We start from the raw sequence: 15,992 nt of genomic DNA, 5'->3' as shown, positions 1-15,992 counted from the left end.
GCTTCCCGGTGTTCTCCCGCATCCGCGGGGGACCAGGGACCTACGCCGCCAGCGCCCGATCGCTCACGAACAGGTTGGTCGCGCGCTCATGCGCGAACGTGCTCGCGGGGCCGTGACCCGGGATGAAGCTCGTATCGCTGCCCAGCGGCCACAGCTTCTCGACGATCGACGACAGCAGCACCCGGTGATTGCCGCCGGGCATGTCCGATCGCCCGACCGACCCCTGGAACAGCACGTCGCCGACCTGCGCGAATTTCGATGGCGCGTGATGGAAGATCACATGGCCTTCGGTATGCCCCGGCGTTTCGTAGACATCGAGAACGAGGTCGCCGACCGACACCCGGTCACCCTCGACCAACCACCGGTCGGGTTCGAAATTGACGCCGGCGATGCCGTATTTCGGCCCGTCCTGGTCGAGCCGCTGGAGCCAGAAACGGTCGGCCTCGTGTGGCCCCTCGATCGGCACTGCCAGATCGTCGGCCAGCGCCTTCGCCTCGCCGGCATGGTCGATATGCCCGTGCGTCAGCAGGATCTTCTCGACCGTCACACCCGCCTCCGCGATCGCCGCCTTGATTCGCGGCAGGTCGCCGCCGGGATCGACCACCGCCGCCTTCATCGTCGCGGTGCACCACAGCAACGTGCAGTTCTGCTGGATCGGCGTGACGGGGATGATCGCGGCACGCAGCGGCGGCAGGGAGGTCTTTGTCATTCCGGCAAAATAGGGCGGCGGGCGGTTTCGGGCAATCGCCGCTTGCGGTTTGCCTGCCGCCCCGTGCATCAGTCGGCACGATGTGGACTGCGCCCTTCGTGCTGCTTGATGATGCCCGGGAGGCGGGGGCCCCCGCGCGCCTGTACGACCGGCCTGTTCGGGTCGTTCGCGCGGACACCCCCGATGCCGTGCAACCCGCGCTTGCGGAGATCCGTCGCGGACTGGCCGAGGGGCTGCATGCCGCGGGGATGCTGGCCTACGAAGCGGGGATGACGTTCGCGTCGCGTGCGGTCGATACCGGCCCGCCGGACGGCCCGTTGCTGTGGTTCGGCCTGTTCGAGCGCTACGAGACGATCCCCGCGGCGGCGCTGCCCGCGCTGTTGCCCGATCCTGCCGGAATCTGGGTTGGGCCGCCGCAGCCGCAGATCGACCGCGAGGTCTATGATGCGCGAATCGCGCGGCTGCTCGCGCTGATCGCGGCGGGCGACATCTATCAGGCCAATTTGACCTTTGCCGCGACCGTGCCGTTCATCGGCGATCCCCGCGCGCTCTATGCCCGTCTCAGACACCAGGCGCGCGCCGGCTATGGCGCATTGATCGACACGGGCGACGAGACCTGTCTGTCGCTGTCGCCCGAACTGTTCTTCACGCTCGAGGGCGATCGGCTGACCTGTCGGCCGATGAAGGGCACCGCGCCGCGCGGCGCCACGCCCGACGTCGATCGCCGCCTCGCCGAGGAGCTGGCCGCCGATCCGAAGCAGCGCGCGGAAAATCTGATGATCGTCGACCTGATGCGCAACGACCTGTCGCAGGTCGCGCAGGGTGTCTCGGTCCCCGACCTGTTCACGGTGGAAACCTATCCAACCGTCCACCAGATGACCTCGACGGTGGCAGCGCGGCTGACCCCCGGCCGCGATGCGATCGATGTGCTCGCCGCGCTGTTTCCCTGCGGCTCGATCACCGGCGCACCCAAGCAGCGCGCGATGGAAGTGATTGCAGAGGTCGAGCAGGCCCGCCCCCGCGGCCTCTATACCGGTGCGATCGGCCGGTTCGATCCCGGCGGCGACGCCGCGCTGAACGTCGCGATCCGCACGCTGACGGTGCGCGACGGTGACGCGGTGATGGGGCTCGGCTCGGGGATCGTCGCGGACAGCGTCGCCGACCAGGAATGGCAGGAATGCGCGGACAAGGCGGCCTTCGTCACCGCCGGACAGCGCAAGCTGGACCTGATCGAGACGATGGCGTTCGATCCCGAACACGGGGTGATGCGGCTCGAACTGCATCTCGCCCGGCTGACAGCGAGTGCTGCGGCGCTGGGGTTCAGCTTCGATCGTCACGCGGTGCGGAACGAATTGCAGGCGGCGACCTTCCGGCTGCGCGGTCCGCGGCGGATCCGGCTGGTCGTCGCGGCATCGGGCGCGGTCGCGATCCAGGTCGGTCCGATGCCGGTCACGCCCGCGCAGATGACGGTGGCGATCGTCCCGCTGCCCGTCGCGCCCGCCGATATCCGGCTGCGCCACAAGACCAGCGACCGCGCCTTTTACGACGACGCGCGGCGTGCCGCGGGCACCACCGAAGTGGTGTTTGAGGCGCCCGACGGCTTCCTGACGGAGGGCAGCTTCACCTCGCTGTTCGTCCCGCGCAACGGGGTGCTGGTGACCCCGCCCGCGGGCGCGCTGATCCCCGGCGTGCTGCGCGCCGATCTGCTCGCCAGCGGCCAGGCGATCGAGGGACGGTTGACGCGCGCCGACCTTGCCAACGGGTTCCGTATGGGAAATGCGGTGCGCGGGCTCGTTCCGGCCGTTGTTGCGGTTGCGAAATCAGGCGATCGCGGCGTATAGCCCGCGCGAATTCCGCAGGCGCCGCTGCGGTCAACCGCAGAGGTTTCACCATGCACGCATCCGCCGCCCTTGGCCGCATCAGCCCTTCGCCGACCCTCGCGATCACGTCGCGTGTGCTCGAACTGAAGCGCGCCGGCGTCGACGTGATCGGGCTGGGGGCGGGCGAGCCTGATTTCGACACGCCCGATTTCGTCAAGGAGGCCGCGATCCAGGCGATTCGCGACGGCAAGACGAAATACACCAATGTCGACGGCACGATCGAGCTGAAGCAGGCGATCGCCGCCAAGTTCGCGCGCGACAACGGCCTGACCTATGCGACCGACCAGATCAGCGTGAACGTCGGCGGCAAGCACACCTTGTTCAACGCGATGGTCGCGACGATCGACCCGGGTGACGAGGTCGTGATCCCCGCGCCCTATTGGGTCAGCTATCCCGACGTCGTGCAGTTCGCCGGCGGTGTGCCGGTGATCGTCAAGGCCGGCCCCGAGGTCGGCTACAAGCTTGCCCCCGAGGCGCTCGACGCGGCGATCACGCCGAAGACCAAGTGGGTGATCCTCAACTCGCCGTCGAACCCGACCGGCGCCGGCTACACGATCGACGAGTTGAAGGCTCTGGGCGCGGTGCTCACGAAGCACCCGCATGTCTGGATCTTCGCCGACGATATGTACGAGCATATCGTCTATGACGGCTTCAGGTTCGCGACGATCGCCGAGGCGTGCCCCGAGCTGTTCGAGCGCACGCTGACCGTCAATGGCTGTTCGAAGGCCTATGCGATGACCGGCTGGCGGATCGGCTATGCGGGCGGCGTAAGCTGGCTGATCAAGGCGATGGCCAAGCTCCAGTCGCAGTCGACCTCGAACCCGTGCTCGATCGCGCAGGCCGCCGCCGTCGCCGCGCTCAACGGCGACCAGTCGTTCCTTGCCGAGCGCAACACCGCCTTCCAGGGCCGCCGCGATCTGGTCGTGTCGATGCTGAACGAAATCGACGGCATGGAATGCCCGACGCCCGAGGGTGCGTTCTACGTCTATCCGTCGTTCGCCGCGCTGATCGGCAAGTCGACGCCGAACGGTCGGCTGATCGACACCGACGAGGCGATGGTCGGCTATCTGCTCGACGATGCCAAGGTCGCAGTCGTGCAGGGCGCGGCGTTCGGCCTCAGCCCCGCGTTCCGGATCAGCTATGCCACGTCGGACACGCTGCTGCGCGAGGCCTGCACGCGGATCCAGACCGCCTGCGCCGCGCTGCGCTGATCCGGCACGCCTCGGCAACATCGCGGACATGCCCGGACATCCGCCAGCAACCCTGCTGGCGGATGAACGGATTGGCCACATCGCGTTAATCGACCGTTTCATAAAACGGCATTGTGAAGACACGGCATCCCCACGACATGCTGGGTCGTAGCTGACGTGATCCACCGGGATCACGCCAAGTCTGATTTCAACAGGAGCGCATGATGCGCAATCTTATCAAGTCGAGCTTTCTCTGGCAGTTTACTGGCGGTTTTGTTCTGGGTGCGCTGGGTCTCCTTGCGTTCCAGCCCGCCGAGGCAACGCAGCCGGTGTATGGCGCGCCCGTGCACACCGCGCCCGCCCAGCGCTGAGCCTGCTGAATCCCGGTGATCGGTCGCCGAAAGGCATTCCGCGCCGGGGCTGGAAACGTCATCGAGACGCCCCACATGATCAACATGCACACGCCCCTTTTCGCAACGCTCGCCGCCGTCGGACTCGCCGGTGCGGTCATCGCCACCGGTTCTGCGCAGGCAGAGCGCGCGGTCATCATCCCGGCCGCGACCGTCGATGTCCCGCGGACGGGCGGCCTGCAGACCGCGGTGCTGGCGGGCGGCTGTTTCTGGGGGCTCGAGGCGGTGTTCGAGCATGTCCGCGGCGTCAAGGGCGTGACCGCAGGCTATGCCGGCGGGACGAAGGCGACCGCGAATTACGAGCAGGTGTCGAGCGAAACCACGCGGCATGCCGAGGCGGTGCGGATCAGCTATGATCCCCGCGTCGTGAGCTACGCCACGCTGCTGCGCGTCTATTTTTCGATCGCGCATGATCCGACGCAGCTGAACCGCCAGGGTCCCGACAGCGGCACCAGCTATCGCTCCGCGATCTTCCCGCAGTCGCCGCAGCAGGCGCAGGTCGCACGCGCCTATATCACGCAGCTCGGCCAGACGCGGGCGTTTGCGCGGCCGATCGTCACGACGCTCGAAACCGGCAGCTTCTATCCTGCCGAAGCCTATCATCAGGACTTTTTCGACCGGAACCCGACGCATCCCTACATCGTCGCCTGGGACAAGCCCAAGCTCGCGGCGTTCCGCAAGGCCTTCCCGACAATCGCCAGCTAACGCCGGTTGATCGGCTCAGGCGGATACGGCGATCCGCGTGTCCGGTCGCTGCGCGGCGACCGGAAACCGCAGCATCCGGTCCGCGACTGGCAACAGCGCCTGCGCACCGGGACCCACCGCGCGGATGATCTCGGGATGGTCGACGTCCAGCCCGCCCGTCAGCGATCCGAAGGCGGGCAGGATCAGCTTGGTCTCGGTCGCGACGAAACACCGTCGCGCGACCTGCTTGCCGCGCAGCCGAAGCCGCAATTTGGGATGGAAATGGCCCGAGAGTTCGGGCCGGGTTTCACGGGGATCGGCCTCGTGGCGCAGTACCAGGCCATCGACACAGGCCTCGTCGACGACCGTGCCACCGCACCGGTCGAGGATCATCGGGTCATGATTGCCCGTGATCCAGGTCCAGTGGGTCTTCTGCGTCATGGCGCGCAGCATGTCCTGCGCGCGCTGCGGCAGCCGGTCGCAGCCGTCGCTGTCGTGGAAACTGTCGCCGAGACACCAGATATCGGTCGCGCCGGTCGCGTCGAGCACGGCGGCGAGTTCGGTCAAGGTCGCGATCGAATCATAAGGCGGCAGCATCTGGCCACGGCTGGCGAACCAGCTCGCCTTTTCGAAATGCAGGTCGGCGACCAGCAAGGCGTGTCGCGCGGGCCAGTAAACCGCACCTGCCGCCAGCGCCAAAAGCGTGTGTCCGCCGAACGAAAAGGGAACCATCAGGTGGCCATGCCGTCGGTCGACGTTCGAATCAAGCGATTGTGCGGCGCAGCGTCGAACACTTGCGCATGGCTGCAATCGGCGTAAAGCGCGCCGTCCCATCAGGAGGAGCGCTTTTCGCGCCATGTCGTCCGTCGCCGGAACACCCCAGCCCGCTGAAACGTCCACCGATCTGTCGGCGGCGCATCTTCACCCACACCCGGCGCTCGCCGCGCTGACCGTGGGGGCGATCGGCGTGGTGTTCGGCGATATCGGCACCAGCCCGCTCTATGCCTTCCGCGAGGCGCTCGGCCAGAGTGCTGCGGGCGGGATCGATCCGAGCGAGATTCTCGGCGTGCTAAGCCTGGCGCTGTGGTCGCTGTTCCTCGTCGTCACGGTGAAATACGTCATTTTCCTGATGCGCGCCGACAACCAGGGCGAGGGCGGCGTGCTCGCGCTCGCGGCGCTCGCAAGGCGGGCGCTGGGGGTCCGGTCGAAGATCGCGATCGTGCTCGGGGCCGCCGGCGCGTCGCTGTTCTACGGCGATGCGATCATCACGCCGGCCCTGTCCGTCCTCTCGGCAATGGAAGGGCTGCGCACGATCCCGAGCGCGGCGCATATCTTCAACGAGGCCGTGGTGCGCGCGTTGACGATCGCCATTCTCATCGTCCTGTTCGTGATCCAGTCGCGTGGCACCGCGCATGTCTCGAAGCTGTTCGGTCCGGTCTGCATCGTCTGGTTCGTCGCGATCGGTGCGCTGGGCGTGTGGCATATTGCCGACGAGCCCTCGATCGTCCGCGTCTTCTCGCCGACCTACGGTGTCGCGTTTCTCGCGACCCACGGCGTCACCGGCCTGTTCGTGCTCGGCGCGGTGTTCCTGACCGTCACCGGAGCGGAAGCTCTGACCGCGGACATGGGCCATTTCGGCAAACTGCCGATCCGGATCGGCTGGTTCTTCCTGGTCTTTCCCGCGCTCGCGCTCAACTATCTCGGGCAAGGCGCGTTCGCGCTGTCGCAGCTCGAGGATGCCGCGCGTCGGGGCGTCCCGTTCGTCAATCAGGACTGGTTCTTCCTGATGGCACCCGAATCACTGCGCCCCGCGCTGATCATTCTCGCGGGCTTCGCGACGGTCATCGCCAGCCAGGCGGTGATCACCGGCGCGTTCAGCCTGACGCAGCAGGCGATCCAGCTCGGCCTGCTGCCGCGGCTGCGCATCCGCCAGACCTCGGCGGTGTTCGCCGGGCAGATCTACCTGCCCGCGATCAACTGGCTGCTGCTGATCGGCGTGCTGGTGCTGGTGATCCAGTTCAAGACCTCGTCGGCGATGGCCGCGGCGTACGGTATCGCGGTGACCGGCACGATGGTCGTCACCACGCTGCTCGCCTATATCGTCGTGCGGCACCGCTGGAACTGGTCGCGGCCGCTGGCGCTCGCCGCGATCCTACCGTTCCTGACGCTCGACCTGATCTTCTTCGGCGCGAACATCCTGCGCGTGATCGAGGGCGGCTGGGTGCCACTGGTGATCGCGGCGTCGATCGGGCTGATCATCTTCACCTGGGTGCGTGGCAAGAAGATCGTCAGCGCGTTCGAGAAGCGGCAGAGCATCCCGCTCAGCGACCTCGCCGCCGCGCTCGAGAAGCGCCCGCCCGAGCGTGTGTCGGGGACCGCGGTGTTCCTCACCGCCAATCCGCACGCGACGCCCGGCGCGCTGCTCCACAACCTCAAGCACAACAAGGTTCTGCACGAGCGAAACCTGATCGTCAGCATCCGCACCGCGGATCGTCCGTTCGTCGACCAAGCAGGCCGCGCCAAGGTCGAGCGGGTCGATGACAATTTCTCGATCGTCGTGCTGACCTACGGCTTCATGGAATCGCCCGACGTGCCGCGCGATCTTGGTGTCGGCGCGAAGACCGAACAGCTCGGCCTCGACCCGATGCGGACGTCGTTCTTCATCGGCCGCAACACGCTCAAGCCCGACGCGGAAAAGGGCATGCCGCCCTGGCAGGACCGGATCTTCATGTTCCTGCAGCGCAACGCGAGCGATCCGACCGATTTCCTGCGGATCCCGCCCGGCAAGGTGCTCGAACTCGGCGAACAGGTCACCGTCTGATCTCCCTCTCCCCTAGGGGGAGAGGGAAGGGGCCCGCCCGGCGAAGCCGGGTGGGAAGGGTGAGGGGTTTGAGGCTAGGGACCCCGACCCAATGCCTCTCACCCTTCCGTCGCCTGCGGCCCGTCCCTCTCCCCCGGGGGGAGAGGGACGAGCGGTCACCCCGCGAACGCCTTGACCAGATCGTACAGATAGTCGCGGCCGTCATAGAGCGACGCGATCCGGATCCGCTCGTTCAGGCCGTGGATGCCGCCCATGTCCTTGTCGATGAACACGCCCGGCGCGCCGTAAACCGGGATGCCGATCGCCTCGAAGAAGATCCCGTCGGTCGCGCCGGTCGACATCAGCGGCAGGATCGGCAGCCCGGGGAAGTGCTTGGCCGCGACCTTCGTCACCGGGCCCATGATCTTGGGGTCGAGCGTCGGCGGGATCGCGGTCGGCCGGACCGGCTGGTTCGCGGTCACGCTCACCTTGGCACCCGCGAGCGACTTCAGCTTGGCGAGCGTGCCGTCGACCGTCTCGCCGGGAAAGATCCGGCAGTTCACATTCGCGGTCGCCCGCTGTGGCAGCGCATTTTCGGCATGGCCCGCACTCAGCAGCGTCGCGACACAGGTCGTGCGCAGCGTCGAATGCATCGCCTTGTCGCGGCTGACGATCGCGTCTGCCGCCTTGTCCTGCGGGTTGGCGAGCAGGCGCGTGATCGCGTCGCCCATCGTGCCCGGCATCGCTTTTGCACTCGCGGTGAAGAAGGCGCGCGTCGTGTCGGTGAAGGTCACGGGGAATTCATGGCCCTGCACCGCCTTCACCGCGTCCGCGAGTTCGTAGATCGCATTGTCGGGCGTCGGCTGCGAGCTGTGCCGGCCGGGATTGGTCGCGGTGAAGGTGTAATTCTGCGCGGCCTTCTCACCGACCTGGATCGCCAGCAGCTGGCGCTTGCCATTATCGTCGAGCCGCCCGCCGCCGCCCTCGTTCAACGCGAATTCGGCGGCGATCAGGTCGGGCTTGCTCGCGGCCAGATATTGCGCGCCGTTCCACGCGAAGGTCGTCTCCTCGCCACAGGTCAGCGCGAGCTTGATCGTCCGCTTCGGCGTATAGCCCGACGTCTTGAAGCGGATCATCGCGTCGGACCAGATCGCCGCCTGCGCCTTGTCGTCGACGGTTCCGCGCGCGTAATAATAGCCGCCCTCCTCGATCAGCGTGAACGGATCGCGCACCCAGTCCTCGCGCCTGGCCTCGACGACGTCGAGATGGCCGAGCAGCAACATCGGCTTGATCGACGCGTCCGATCCCTTCAGCACTGCGACCAGTCCGCCATCCTTGGGATGCTCGGGAACCGAGAAATAGGTGATGTCGGCATCGGCATAGCCCGCGCTTTTCAGCCGTGCGCCGATCTGCGCTGCGGCCTGGGTGCAGCTGCCCGAGGACAGTGTCGTGTTGGTCTCGACCAGCTCCTTGTAGAGACCGAAGAACGCCTTCTGGTCGGGGCGGCTTTGCGCAAGTCCCGTACCGGGCATGGTGACGACACTGGCCGTCAGCATCACTCCCGCCATCACCCTGCTTACTGCGCGCATCGTCGTCCCCTTGATCGTTTATTGCAGCAGCGTTGCAGCGAATGATCGATCACGCAACCTCAACGCGGCGTGACATTGCGCGGCAGGGCAAGCCGCACCTCGCGATTGGCAAAGTCGATGTCGACGCGCCGGAACAACGTCAGCGCATCCATGCCGAGCAGGATCGCGGGCCGTTCCGCCAGCCCGAACTGGCGAAAGGGCGGGGCGTCGACGGCCGTCAGCGCGATCGGCAGGCTGGTGATCGTCAGGCTGCCGATCATGACGCGATCGATCGTCGAATAGTCCGCCATCACCGTCTGACCGGTGACACCGGTCAGCGCGATCGATTGCGACCGGACCGGCTTGCGCAACAGCTTGCGGCGCAGTGCGGCATTGCCCATGCTGACCGATGACCCGGTATCGATGATCACGCGGATCCGGACGCCGTTGCAATAAGCGTCGGTGACGACGAGCTGGCCGAACAGGCTGCGTGCCCGGACGACGATCTCGCCCCGCTCGGTTCGCTCGCGGCGGTTGCGCCGGCGCGCGGGCGTCACGGTCATCGTGCGGGTGTCGAAATCGATTCCCACCGCGCGTCCCTGCAGCGTGTCGATCCCCAGCAGCCCCAGCGCGCCCAGATTCTGCGCGGCGATCGCGGGCGCTTCGATCGCCGGGCTGTCGATCGTGCCAACGCGCAGCGCCGGGATGATCACGGTCGCGACGCTGTCCGATCCGGTCATGCCCGTGACGCGGACGATCCGGCCGGGGGCGAGCCGCAACACCGCCGCAAGCTCGCGCGAGATCACGGTGCGTTGCGCGCCGGTATCGACGACGAACTTCTGCGGACTGGTGCCCGCGATCGACACGGGCACCGTCATCCTGCTCTCGTCCTGCCCGAACAGCATCACCGTGTTTGCTGCAGATGCTGCATCATCGACCGGTGCAGCATAAGCGGGCGGGGCGGCGGCTTGGGGAGTAGCATCCGGGGCAGACTGCTGGGCCGCAGCCGGGGCAGCGATGATGAGCAACACCGGGCCTGACCACCTGCGCATGACCCGATGCTGCGCCCGAAACCGACGGACGACAAGTCGTTCGTCCCTGGTTCGTCGCGCGTCCGTTCAGTCGATCCGCATCGCCTCGGCTGCCAGCGCCTCCGCCTCGATCAGCAGGGCGTCGTCGGACGTGTTAGTGGCGACCTTCTCACGCCCGATCAGCGTCAGGATCGGCACCGCGAGCGGCGTCACGCGCTCGAGATCGACATGCAGCATCGTTTCGGCCGCGCGGTCGAGCAGCCCGGCCAGTCGCCCGACATCGGTCATCCGCGCCCGCGCATCCGCCCAGGCCGCCTCGAGCAGCAAATGGGTCGGCTCGTATTTGCGCAGCACGTCATAGATCAGGTCGGTCGAGAAGGTGACCTGCCGCCCGGTCTTGCGCTTGCCGGGATGCTGGCGCTCGACCAGCCCGCCGATCACCGCGACCTCGCGAAACGCACGCTTGAGCAGATGCGATTGCTGCACCCAGTCGACGAACTCATGTTCGAGAATATCGGCGGAGAACAGCGATGCCGGGTCGGTGATCTTGTCGATCCCGTACACCGCCAGCGCATAGTCGTTCGCGACGAAGCCGAGCGGTTTGAGCCCCTGCGTCTCCATCCGCCGGGTGATCAGCATGCCGAGCGACTGGTGCGCGTTCCACCCCTCGAAGCTGTAGGCGACCATGTAATGCCGGCCCTCGCGCGGGAAGGTCTCGACCAGCAGCTGCCCGGGTTCGGGCAGGACCGAGCGCAGCCGCTGATATTCGAGCCATTCGCGCACATCGTCGGGAAACCGCGCCCATTCGCCGGGATGGGCGAGGAAGCCGCGGACGCGGTCGGCGAGGTTGGTCGACAGCGGCATCCGGCTGCCGCCATAGGTCGGGATCCGCGCCGGCTTGGACGTCGCGCGGACGACGAGGTCCTCGGTGTCCATCTTGATGACTTCAAGGCTGAGCCCGGCGAAGAAGAACGTGTCGCCGGGGCTGAGCTGCGCCGCGAAGCCTTCCTCGACGCGGCCGAGCGCGCGGCCATTGCCGAACCGGACGTTGAGCATCGTCGCCTCGACGATGATCCCCGCGTTCAGCCGGTGCTGGCCGATGAACTTGGGATGGCTGATCCGCCATGTGCCGTCGGCGTCCTGCGTCAGGCGCTTGAACCGGTCATAGGCCTTCAGGCTGTAGCCGCCGTCGCTGATGAAGCCGAGCACGCGCGAGAAGGTCTCGGCCTGCAGCGCGGAATAAGGGAGGGCCGAGCGGACCTCGTCGAGCAGGTCCTCCTCACGGAACGGCGCGGCGCAGGCGCACGCCATGACATGCTGCGCCAGCACGTCGAGCGCGCCGACGCGGAACAGGTCGGGATCGAGTTCGCCCGCCTCGACCGCGTCCAATGCGGCGCGCGCCTCGAGATATTCGAACCGGTTGCCGGGGACGAGGATCGCCTTGCTCGCCTCGTCGAGCCGGTGATTGGCGCGGCCGATCCGCTGGAGCAGCCGCGACGAACCCTTGGGTGCGCCCATCTGGATCACGCAGTCGACATTGCCCCAGTCGACGCCGAGGTCGAGGCTTGCGGTCGCGACCAGCGCGCGCAGCTTGCCCTCCGCCATCGCGCCCTCGACCTTGCGCCGCGCCTCGCGCGCGAGGCTGCCGTGATGGACGCCGATCGGCAGCGTGTTCGCATTCACCTTCCAAAGATCCTGGAAGATCAGCTCGGCGAGGCTGCGCGTGTTGCAGAACACGATCGTCGTCGCATGCTTTTCGATTTCCGCCATCACCTGCTCGGCGGCATAGCGGCCCGAATGGCCCGACCACGGAATGCGCCCCTCGGGCAGCAGGATCGCGATGTCCGGATCCGCGCCCGCCTCGCCCTGCACCATCGCGACCTGGTCGATATCGCCGTCGGGGGCGAGCCACGCGCGATAGCCGTCGGCATCCGCGACCGTCGCGGACAGCGCGACGCGGCGCATCCCCGGCGAGATTGTCTGCAACCGCGCCATGCACAGCGAAAGCAGGTCGCCGCGCTTGCCGGTCGCAAACGCATGAACCTCGTCGATCACGATCGTGCGGATGCCCTCGAACATCGTGATGCTGTCGGGATAGCTCAGCAGCAGCGACAGCGATTCGGGGGTGGTCAGCAGGATCTGCGGCGGTTTCACGCGTTGCCGTGCCTTGCGGTCCGACGGCGTGTCGCCGGTGCGCGTCTCGACGCGGATGTTGACGCCCATCTCCTCGATCGGCGTCAGCAGGTTGCGCTGGACGTCGACCGCGAGCGCCTTCAGCGGCGAGACATAGAGCGTGTGGAGCCCGCTAGTCGGCTCCTCGATCAGCTCGGCGAGCGTCGGCAGGAAGCCGGCGAGCGTCTTGCCGGCCCCCGTCGCCGCGACCAGCAGCGCGTGGTGCCCGGCACGTCCCTGTGCCAGCATGTCGGTCTGATGCCGGCGCGGCCGCCAGCCCCGTGTCGCAAACCAGTCGTCAAGTTGGGGGGGAAGGTCGCTCACGGCCTGTTCACGCATGGTCGTCATATGGGTGCACTATGCCGCAACGCCATGGACGGCGCTCATCCGGTCGGCGATTTGTCGGACCATCGATCTGTTTAGCCTGTGAAAGACCAACCTTGTCGATTCTTCGCCATCTCGCGCCGCTGTCCCTGATCGCACTGCTGCCCTTTGCCAATGCGACGGCGGCGACGCAGAAGTTCGTCGGCGCGGGCGGCACGGTTCGCCTCGCCTATCCGTCGACCCTGACCCCGACGCGCAACTTTGCCGGCCGTGCTTTGATGACCAGCGGCTGGCGGACGATGTGGGACGGCACGCTGCCCGGGCGGGGCGTCGGCATCGTCCGGTTCTGGCAGGTCGCAAAGCCGACCGACGGGCAGGGGCAGGTGACCGAGATGATCCAGGTCGGCTTCAGCCGGAGCACGGCGGTGATTGCACGCTGCACCACCGACGGGCTGACATCGGCGAACAGCCGCCGCCTCGCCGATCGCACGCTCGGCGGCCAGCGCTGGGCGACCTATGAGACGGGCGATGCCGGGATGAGCCAGCAGGTCCGCGCGCTCACGCTGCGCAGCGTCATCGGCGGCACCTGCTACGCGGTCGACCGGATCACCTATGCGGCCAAGGCGGGGTCGCCGCCGCCGCGCAATGCACCGACCCAGGCGGTCGCCGCGGCACGGATGGATGCGATCCTGAAGACGGTCAAGGTCGGCCGGCGACGCTAGGCGGCCGCGCCGGTGTCGCTCCGCTGTCGCGCGTGGCACCGCAGCCATCGCTCGGGCGTAGTAGCGTGATGGCAAAACTCGGCGACTGGCTCGAACCGCATCCGCACGGCATCCTCGTCAAGCCGATCGACGCGTGGATCGATCCGTCGATCCCGAGCGAAAGGGCGCTCGTCACGCACGGCCATGCGGATCATGCGCGCGGCGGCCATGCCGCGGTCTGGGCAACGCCCGAGACGCTGGCGATCATGGATGCCCGCTATGGTCCGCAATCGGGTCACCCGGTCGCCTATGGCGAGACGATCCGCATGGGCGAGGTCGATATCGGGTTCGTCCCCGCCGGCCATGTCCTGGGTTCGGCGCAGATCGTGCTCGACTATCGCGGCGAACGGGTCGTCGTCTCGGGCGATTACAAGCGGCGGAGCGATCCGACCTGTACGCCGTTCGAGCCCGTCAAATGCGACGTGTTCGTCACCGAGGCGACCTTTGGCCTGCCGGTCTTCCGCCACCCCGATACCGGCGACGAGATCGACAAACTGATCGCCGCGCTGCACGCCAATCCCGACCGCTGCGTGCTGGTCGGGGCCTATGCGCTCGGCAAGGCGCAGCGCGTGATCGCCGAACTGCGCGCGCGTGGGCATGAGGCGCCGATCTACATTCATGGTGCGCTCCAGCGGCTGTGCGACCTCTACGCCGATCACGGCGTCCGGCTGGGCACCCTGCTCCCGGTTGCGGACGCCAAGAAGGCCGATATGGCGGGGCATGTCGTGATGTGTCCGCCCGGCGCGCTCAACGATCGCTGGTCGCGGCGGCTGCCCGACCCGATCACCGCGATGGCGAGCGGCTGGATGCGCGTCCGCGGGCGCGCGCGGCAGAAGAATGTCGAGCTGCCGCTGATCCTGAGCGACCATGCCGACTGGGACGAGCTGATCGACACGCTCGCCGAGATCGCACCGCGCGAAGTATGGGTCACGCACGGCCGTGAGGATGCGCTCGTCCACTGGTGCATGACCCGCCAGATCAAGGCGCGCGCGCTGGCGCTGGTCGGGTTCGAGGACGAGGACGACTAGGCGGATGCCGTCCGCATCGCGGGGGTGATACGCGTTTTGCGCCACGGCAGCCGACGCCGCTCGAGCAGCGACCGCCACGCCCATTCGACCGGCGCGATATTGAACGCGCGCAGATAGGCATTGGCGAGCCACAACAGGCCGATATTGATCGCCAGCGCGATTCCCATCAGCGCCGCCCAGCCGAACTGGCCGTACAGCCCGAGCGCAAAGGGCGGGAACAGTATCCACAGGCCGATGATCGTCTGCAGGACGTAGAGCGACAGCGCGGTCCGGCCGGCGGCGGCGAAGGGGCGCAACAGCCGCGCGCCGACGATCGTCCCGACCAGCAGATGGACCGCGCCGACATGGCCCAGCGTCATCGCCAGCCGGCTGAGCTCCGCGGTCGCCCAGAGCGTCTTCGGCGCGGTATCGAAGCGCATCTGCTCCGCCGCGCCGATCATCCGCAGCGGGATCGCGATCCCGTAGGCGATCAGCGTCATCCGCGCGTAGAAGGCGCGCGATCGTCCGCCCTGCAGGATGCCGAGCCTGTACAGCGCCGCGCCGATCAGCATCACGCCCGCCGCTTCCCACACGAACACCAGCTCGAGCCCGCGGCTCTGCAGATAGGCGATGACGCTCCACTGATACGCCGCCCAGGTCTTGAAATTGCCCGTCCGCGCCTTGTCCTCGGCGGCGATCCGCGCAGCATCCTCGGCTTTGGTTTTAGCGCGTCTTGCAGCCCCCTCGGTGACCTTGGTCAGCAGCGTGCGGTCTGCGGCGGTGACCGGTCGCCCGGCGCGCTGCGCGCTCTCGATCGCGGCGACCTGCGCCTGGGTCTGCGTGGTGGAGACATAGCCGTAGGTGCCGCCGGCGAACTGCAGCGCCGCCGCCGACAGGCCGATGGTCAGAAGCAGGCGGGGTCGCAGTCCGCGAAACAGGAAGGCGATCAGCGCCGCGAGGCCATAGGTGTGGAGGATGTCGCCCGGCCACAGCAGGATGAGGATGTGCACCACGCCGAACGCGAACAGCAGCAGGTTGCGCGCATAATAGCGCTTCATCACCACGCGCGTCCCCGCCAGCTGCGCGGCGCGGTCGGTCAGGATCACCATCCCGGCGCCGAACAGCATCTCGAGCATGCAGCGCGCGGTGCCGTTGGCGATCACCTCGCGCAGCCACCAGGCGATCTGGTCCTGCGTGGTCCAGCCGAAATGCCGGATATCGTCGAACGACGCGTAGAGCGACCCGCCCATGTCGTTGATGTTCATGAACAGGATGACGAGGATCGCGATCCCGCGCAGGATATCGAGCACCGCGATGCGTGGCGCGCCATCGGGCTCGGCCGCGGTCATCGCTGGCAACGTCGCCACACGCTCGGCGTCGCCATCACGGCTGGCGGAAAGGTCGTTCATCGGTCTGGGCCCCCCCGTGATGCAAGCCGGACGCTACGCCGATCCGG

Annotated in this window: 13 protein-coding genes; 7 read left to right on the top strand and 6 right to left on the bottom strand. The window is 67.5% G+C overall.

What is annotated here, in order from left to right; translation table 11 throughout:
* Nucleotides 1-40: 40 nt before the first annotated feature.
* Nucleotides 41-709 carry an MBL fold metallo-hydrolase gene (locus GV027_RS11390; RefSeq protein ID WP_031394761.1) on the bottom strand — a complete coding sequence of 223 codons (669 nt, stop codon included), beginning with the start codon at nucleotides 707-709 and terminating at the stop codon, nucleotides 41-43.
* An 80-nt stretch (nucleotides 710-789) separates the two neighbouring features.
* Between GV027_RS11390 and pabB the strand changes: the two genes are divergently transcribed.
* The 4 genes from pabB to msrA all read left to right on the top strand — a co-directional run bounded on the left by pabB (nucleotide 790) and on the right by msrA (nucleotide 4,894).
* Complete coding sequence (gene pabB, locus GV027_RS11385) at nucleotides 790-2,550, top strand: aminodeoxychorismate synthase component I (protein ID WP_159511950.1); 1,761 nt, start codon at nucleotides 790-792, stop codon at nucleotides 2,548-2,550.
* 50 nt (nucleotides 2,551-2,600) lie between these two features.
* On the top strand, nucleotides 2,601-3,800 hold the full coding sequence (locus GV027_RS11380) for a pyridoxal phosphate-dependent aminotransferase (RefSeq protein WP_159511949.1): 1,200 nt from the start codon (nucleotides 2,601-2,603) through the stop codon (nucleotides 3,798-3,800).
* 203 nt (nucleotides 3,801-4,003) lie between these two features.
* On the top strand, nucleotides 4,004-4,150 hold the full coding sequence (locus GV027_RS21250; RefSeq protein WP_166746496.1) for a hypothetical protein: 147 nt from the start codon (nucleotides 4,004-4,006) through the stop codon (nucleotides 4,148-4,150).
* Nucleotides 4,151-4,234: 84 nt separating this feature from the next.
* Complete coding sequence (gene msrA, locus GV027_RS11375) at nucleotides 4,235-4,894, top strand: peptide-methionine (S)-S-oxide reductase MsrA (RefSeq protein ID WP_159511948.1); 660 nt, start codon at nucleotides 4,235-4,237, stop codon at nucleotides 4,892-4,894.
* Between the two features lie 15 nt (nucleotides 4,895-4,909).
* Here msrA and pdeM read toward each other — a convergent pair whose 3' ends face one another.
* Nucleotides 4,910-5,605, bottom strand: coding sequence for a ligase-associated DNA damage response endonuclease PdeM (pdeM, locus tag GV027_RS11370; RefSeq protein WP_159511947.1), 696 nt, complete (start codon nucleotides 5,603-5,605; stop codon nucleotides 4,910-4,912).
* Between the two features lie 124 nt (nucleotides 5,606-5,729).
* On the opposite strand from pdeM, the gene GV027_RS11365 reads away from it, so the two are divergent.
* Nucleotides 5,730-7,694, top strand: a complete 1,965-nt coding sequence (locus GV027_RS11365) for a potassium transporter Kup (RefSeq protein ID WP_159511946.1) — start codon at nucleotides 5,730-5,732, stop codon at nucleotides 7,692-7,694.
* Nucleotides 7,695-7,849: 155 nt separating this feature from the next.
* On the opposite strand, the gene GV027_RS11360 is transcribed toward GV027_RS11365, so the two are convergent.
* The 3 genes from GV027_RS11360 to GV027_RS11350 all read right to left on the bottom strand — a co-directional run bounded on the left by GV027_RS11360 (nucleotide 7,850) and on the right by GV027_RS11350 (nucleotide 12,783).
* Nucleotides 7,850-9,229: a M20/M25/M40 family metallo-hydrolase gene (locus tag GV027_RS11360; protein ID WP_236559185.1), complete on the bottom strand. Its 1,380-nt coding sequence runs from the start codon at nucleotides 9,227-9,229 to the stop codon at nucleotides 7,850-7,852.
* A 92-nt stretch (nucleotides 9,230-9,321) separates the two neighbouring features.
* Nucleotides 9,322-10,293, bottom strand: coding sequence for an aspartyl protease family protein (locus tag GV027_RS11355; protein WP_236559184.1), 972 nt, complete (start codon nucleotides 10,291-10,293; stop codon nucleotides 9,322-9,324).
* Nucleotides 10,294-10,359: 66 nt separating this feature from the next.
* Complete coding sequence (locus GV027_RS11350) at nucleotides 10,360-12,783, bottom strand: ligase-associated DNA damage response DEXH box helicase (protein WP_159511943.1); 2,424 nt, start codon at nucleotides 12,781-12,783, stop codon at nucleotides 10,360-10,362.
* Between the two features lie 101 nt (nucleotides 12,784-12,884).
* Here GV027_RS11350 and GV027_RS11345 point away from each other — a divergent pair, with 101 nt between their 5' ends.
* Both GV027_RS11345 and GV027_RS11340 read left to right on the top strand, forming a co-directional pair.
* Complete coding sequence (locus GV027_RS11345) at nucleotides 12,885-13,490, top strand: hypothetical protein (RefSeq protein ID WP_159511942.1); 606 nt, start codon at nucleotides 12,885-12,887, stop codon at nucleotides 13,488-13,490.
* Between the two features lie 68 nt (nucleotides 13,491-13,558).
* A complete protein-coding gene (locus GV027_RS11340) occupies nucleotides 13,559-14,557 on the top strand; it encodes a ligase-associated DNA damage response exonuclease (protein ID WP_031438833.1) in 999 nt (332 codons plus the stop codon).
* On the opposite strand, the gene GV027_RS11335 is transcribed toward GV027_RS11340, so the two are convergent.
* The gene (locus tag GV027_RS11335) at nucleotides 14,554-15,945 is read right to left on the bottom strand and encodes a DUF418 domain-containing protein (RefSeq protein ID WP_236559183.1); all 1,392 of its coding nucleotides are present in this window, start codon (nucleotides 15,943-15,945) and stop codon (nucleotides 14,554-14,556) included. The genes GV027_RS11340 and GV027_RS11335 overlap by 4 nt on opposite strands.
* Between the last annotated feature and the right edge of the window lie 47 nt (nucleotides 15,946-15,992).

It is taken from the genome of Sphingomonas sp. T1 (assembly GCF_902506585.1).
Taxonomy (GTDB): Bacteria; Pseudomonadota; Alphaproteobacteria; order Sphingomonadales; family Sphingomonadaceae; genus Sphingomonas; species Sphingomonas aerolata.
Note: the sequence above shows the minus strand (reverse complement) of the source record. Positions and strands in the feature narration are given on the sequence as shown.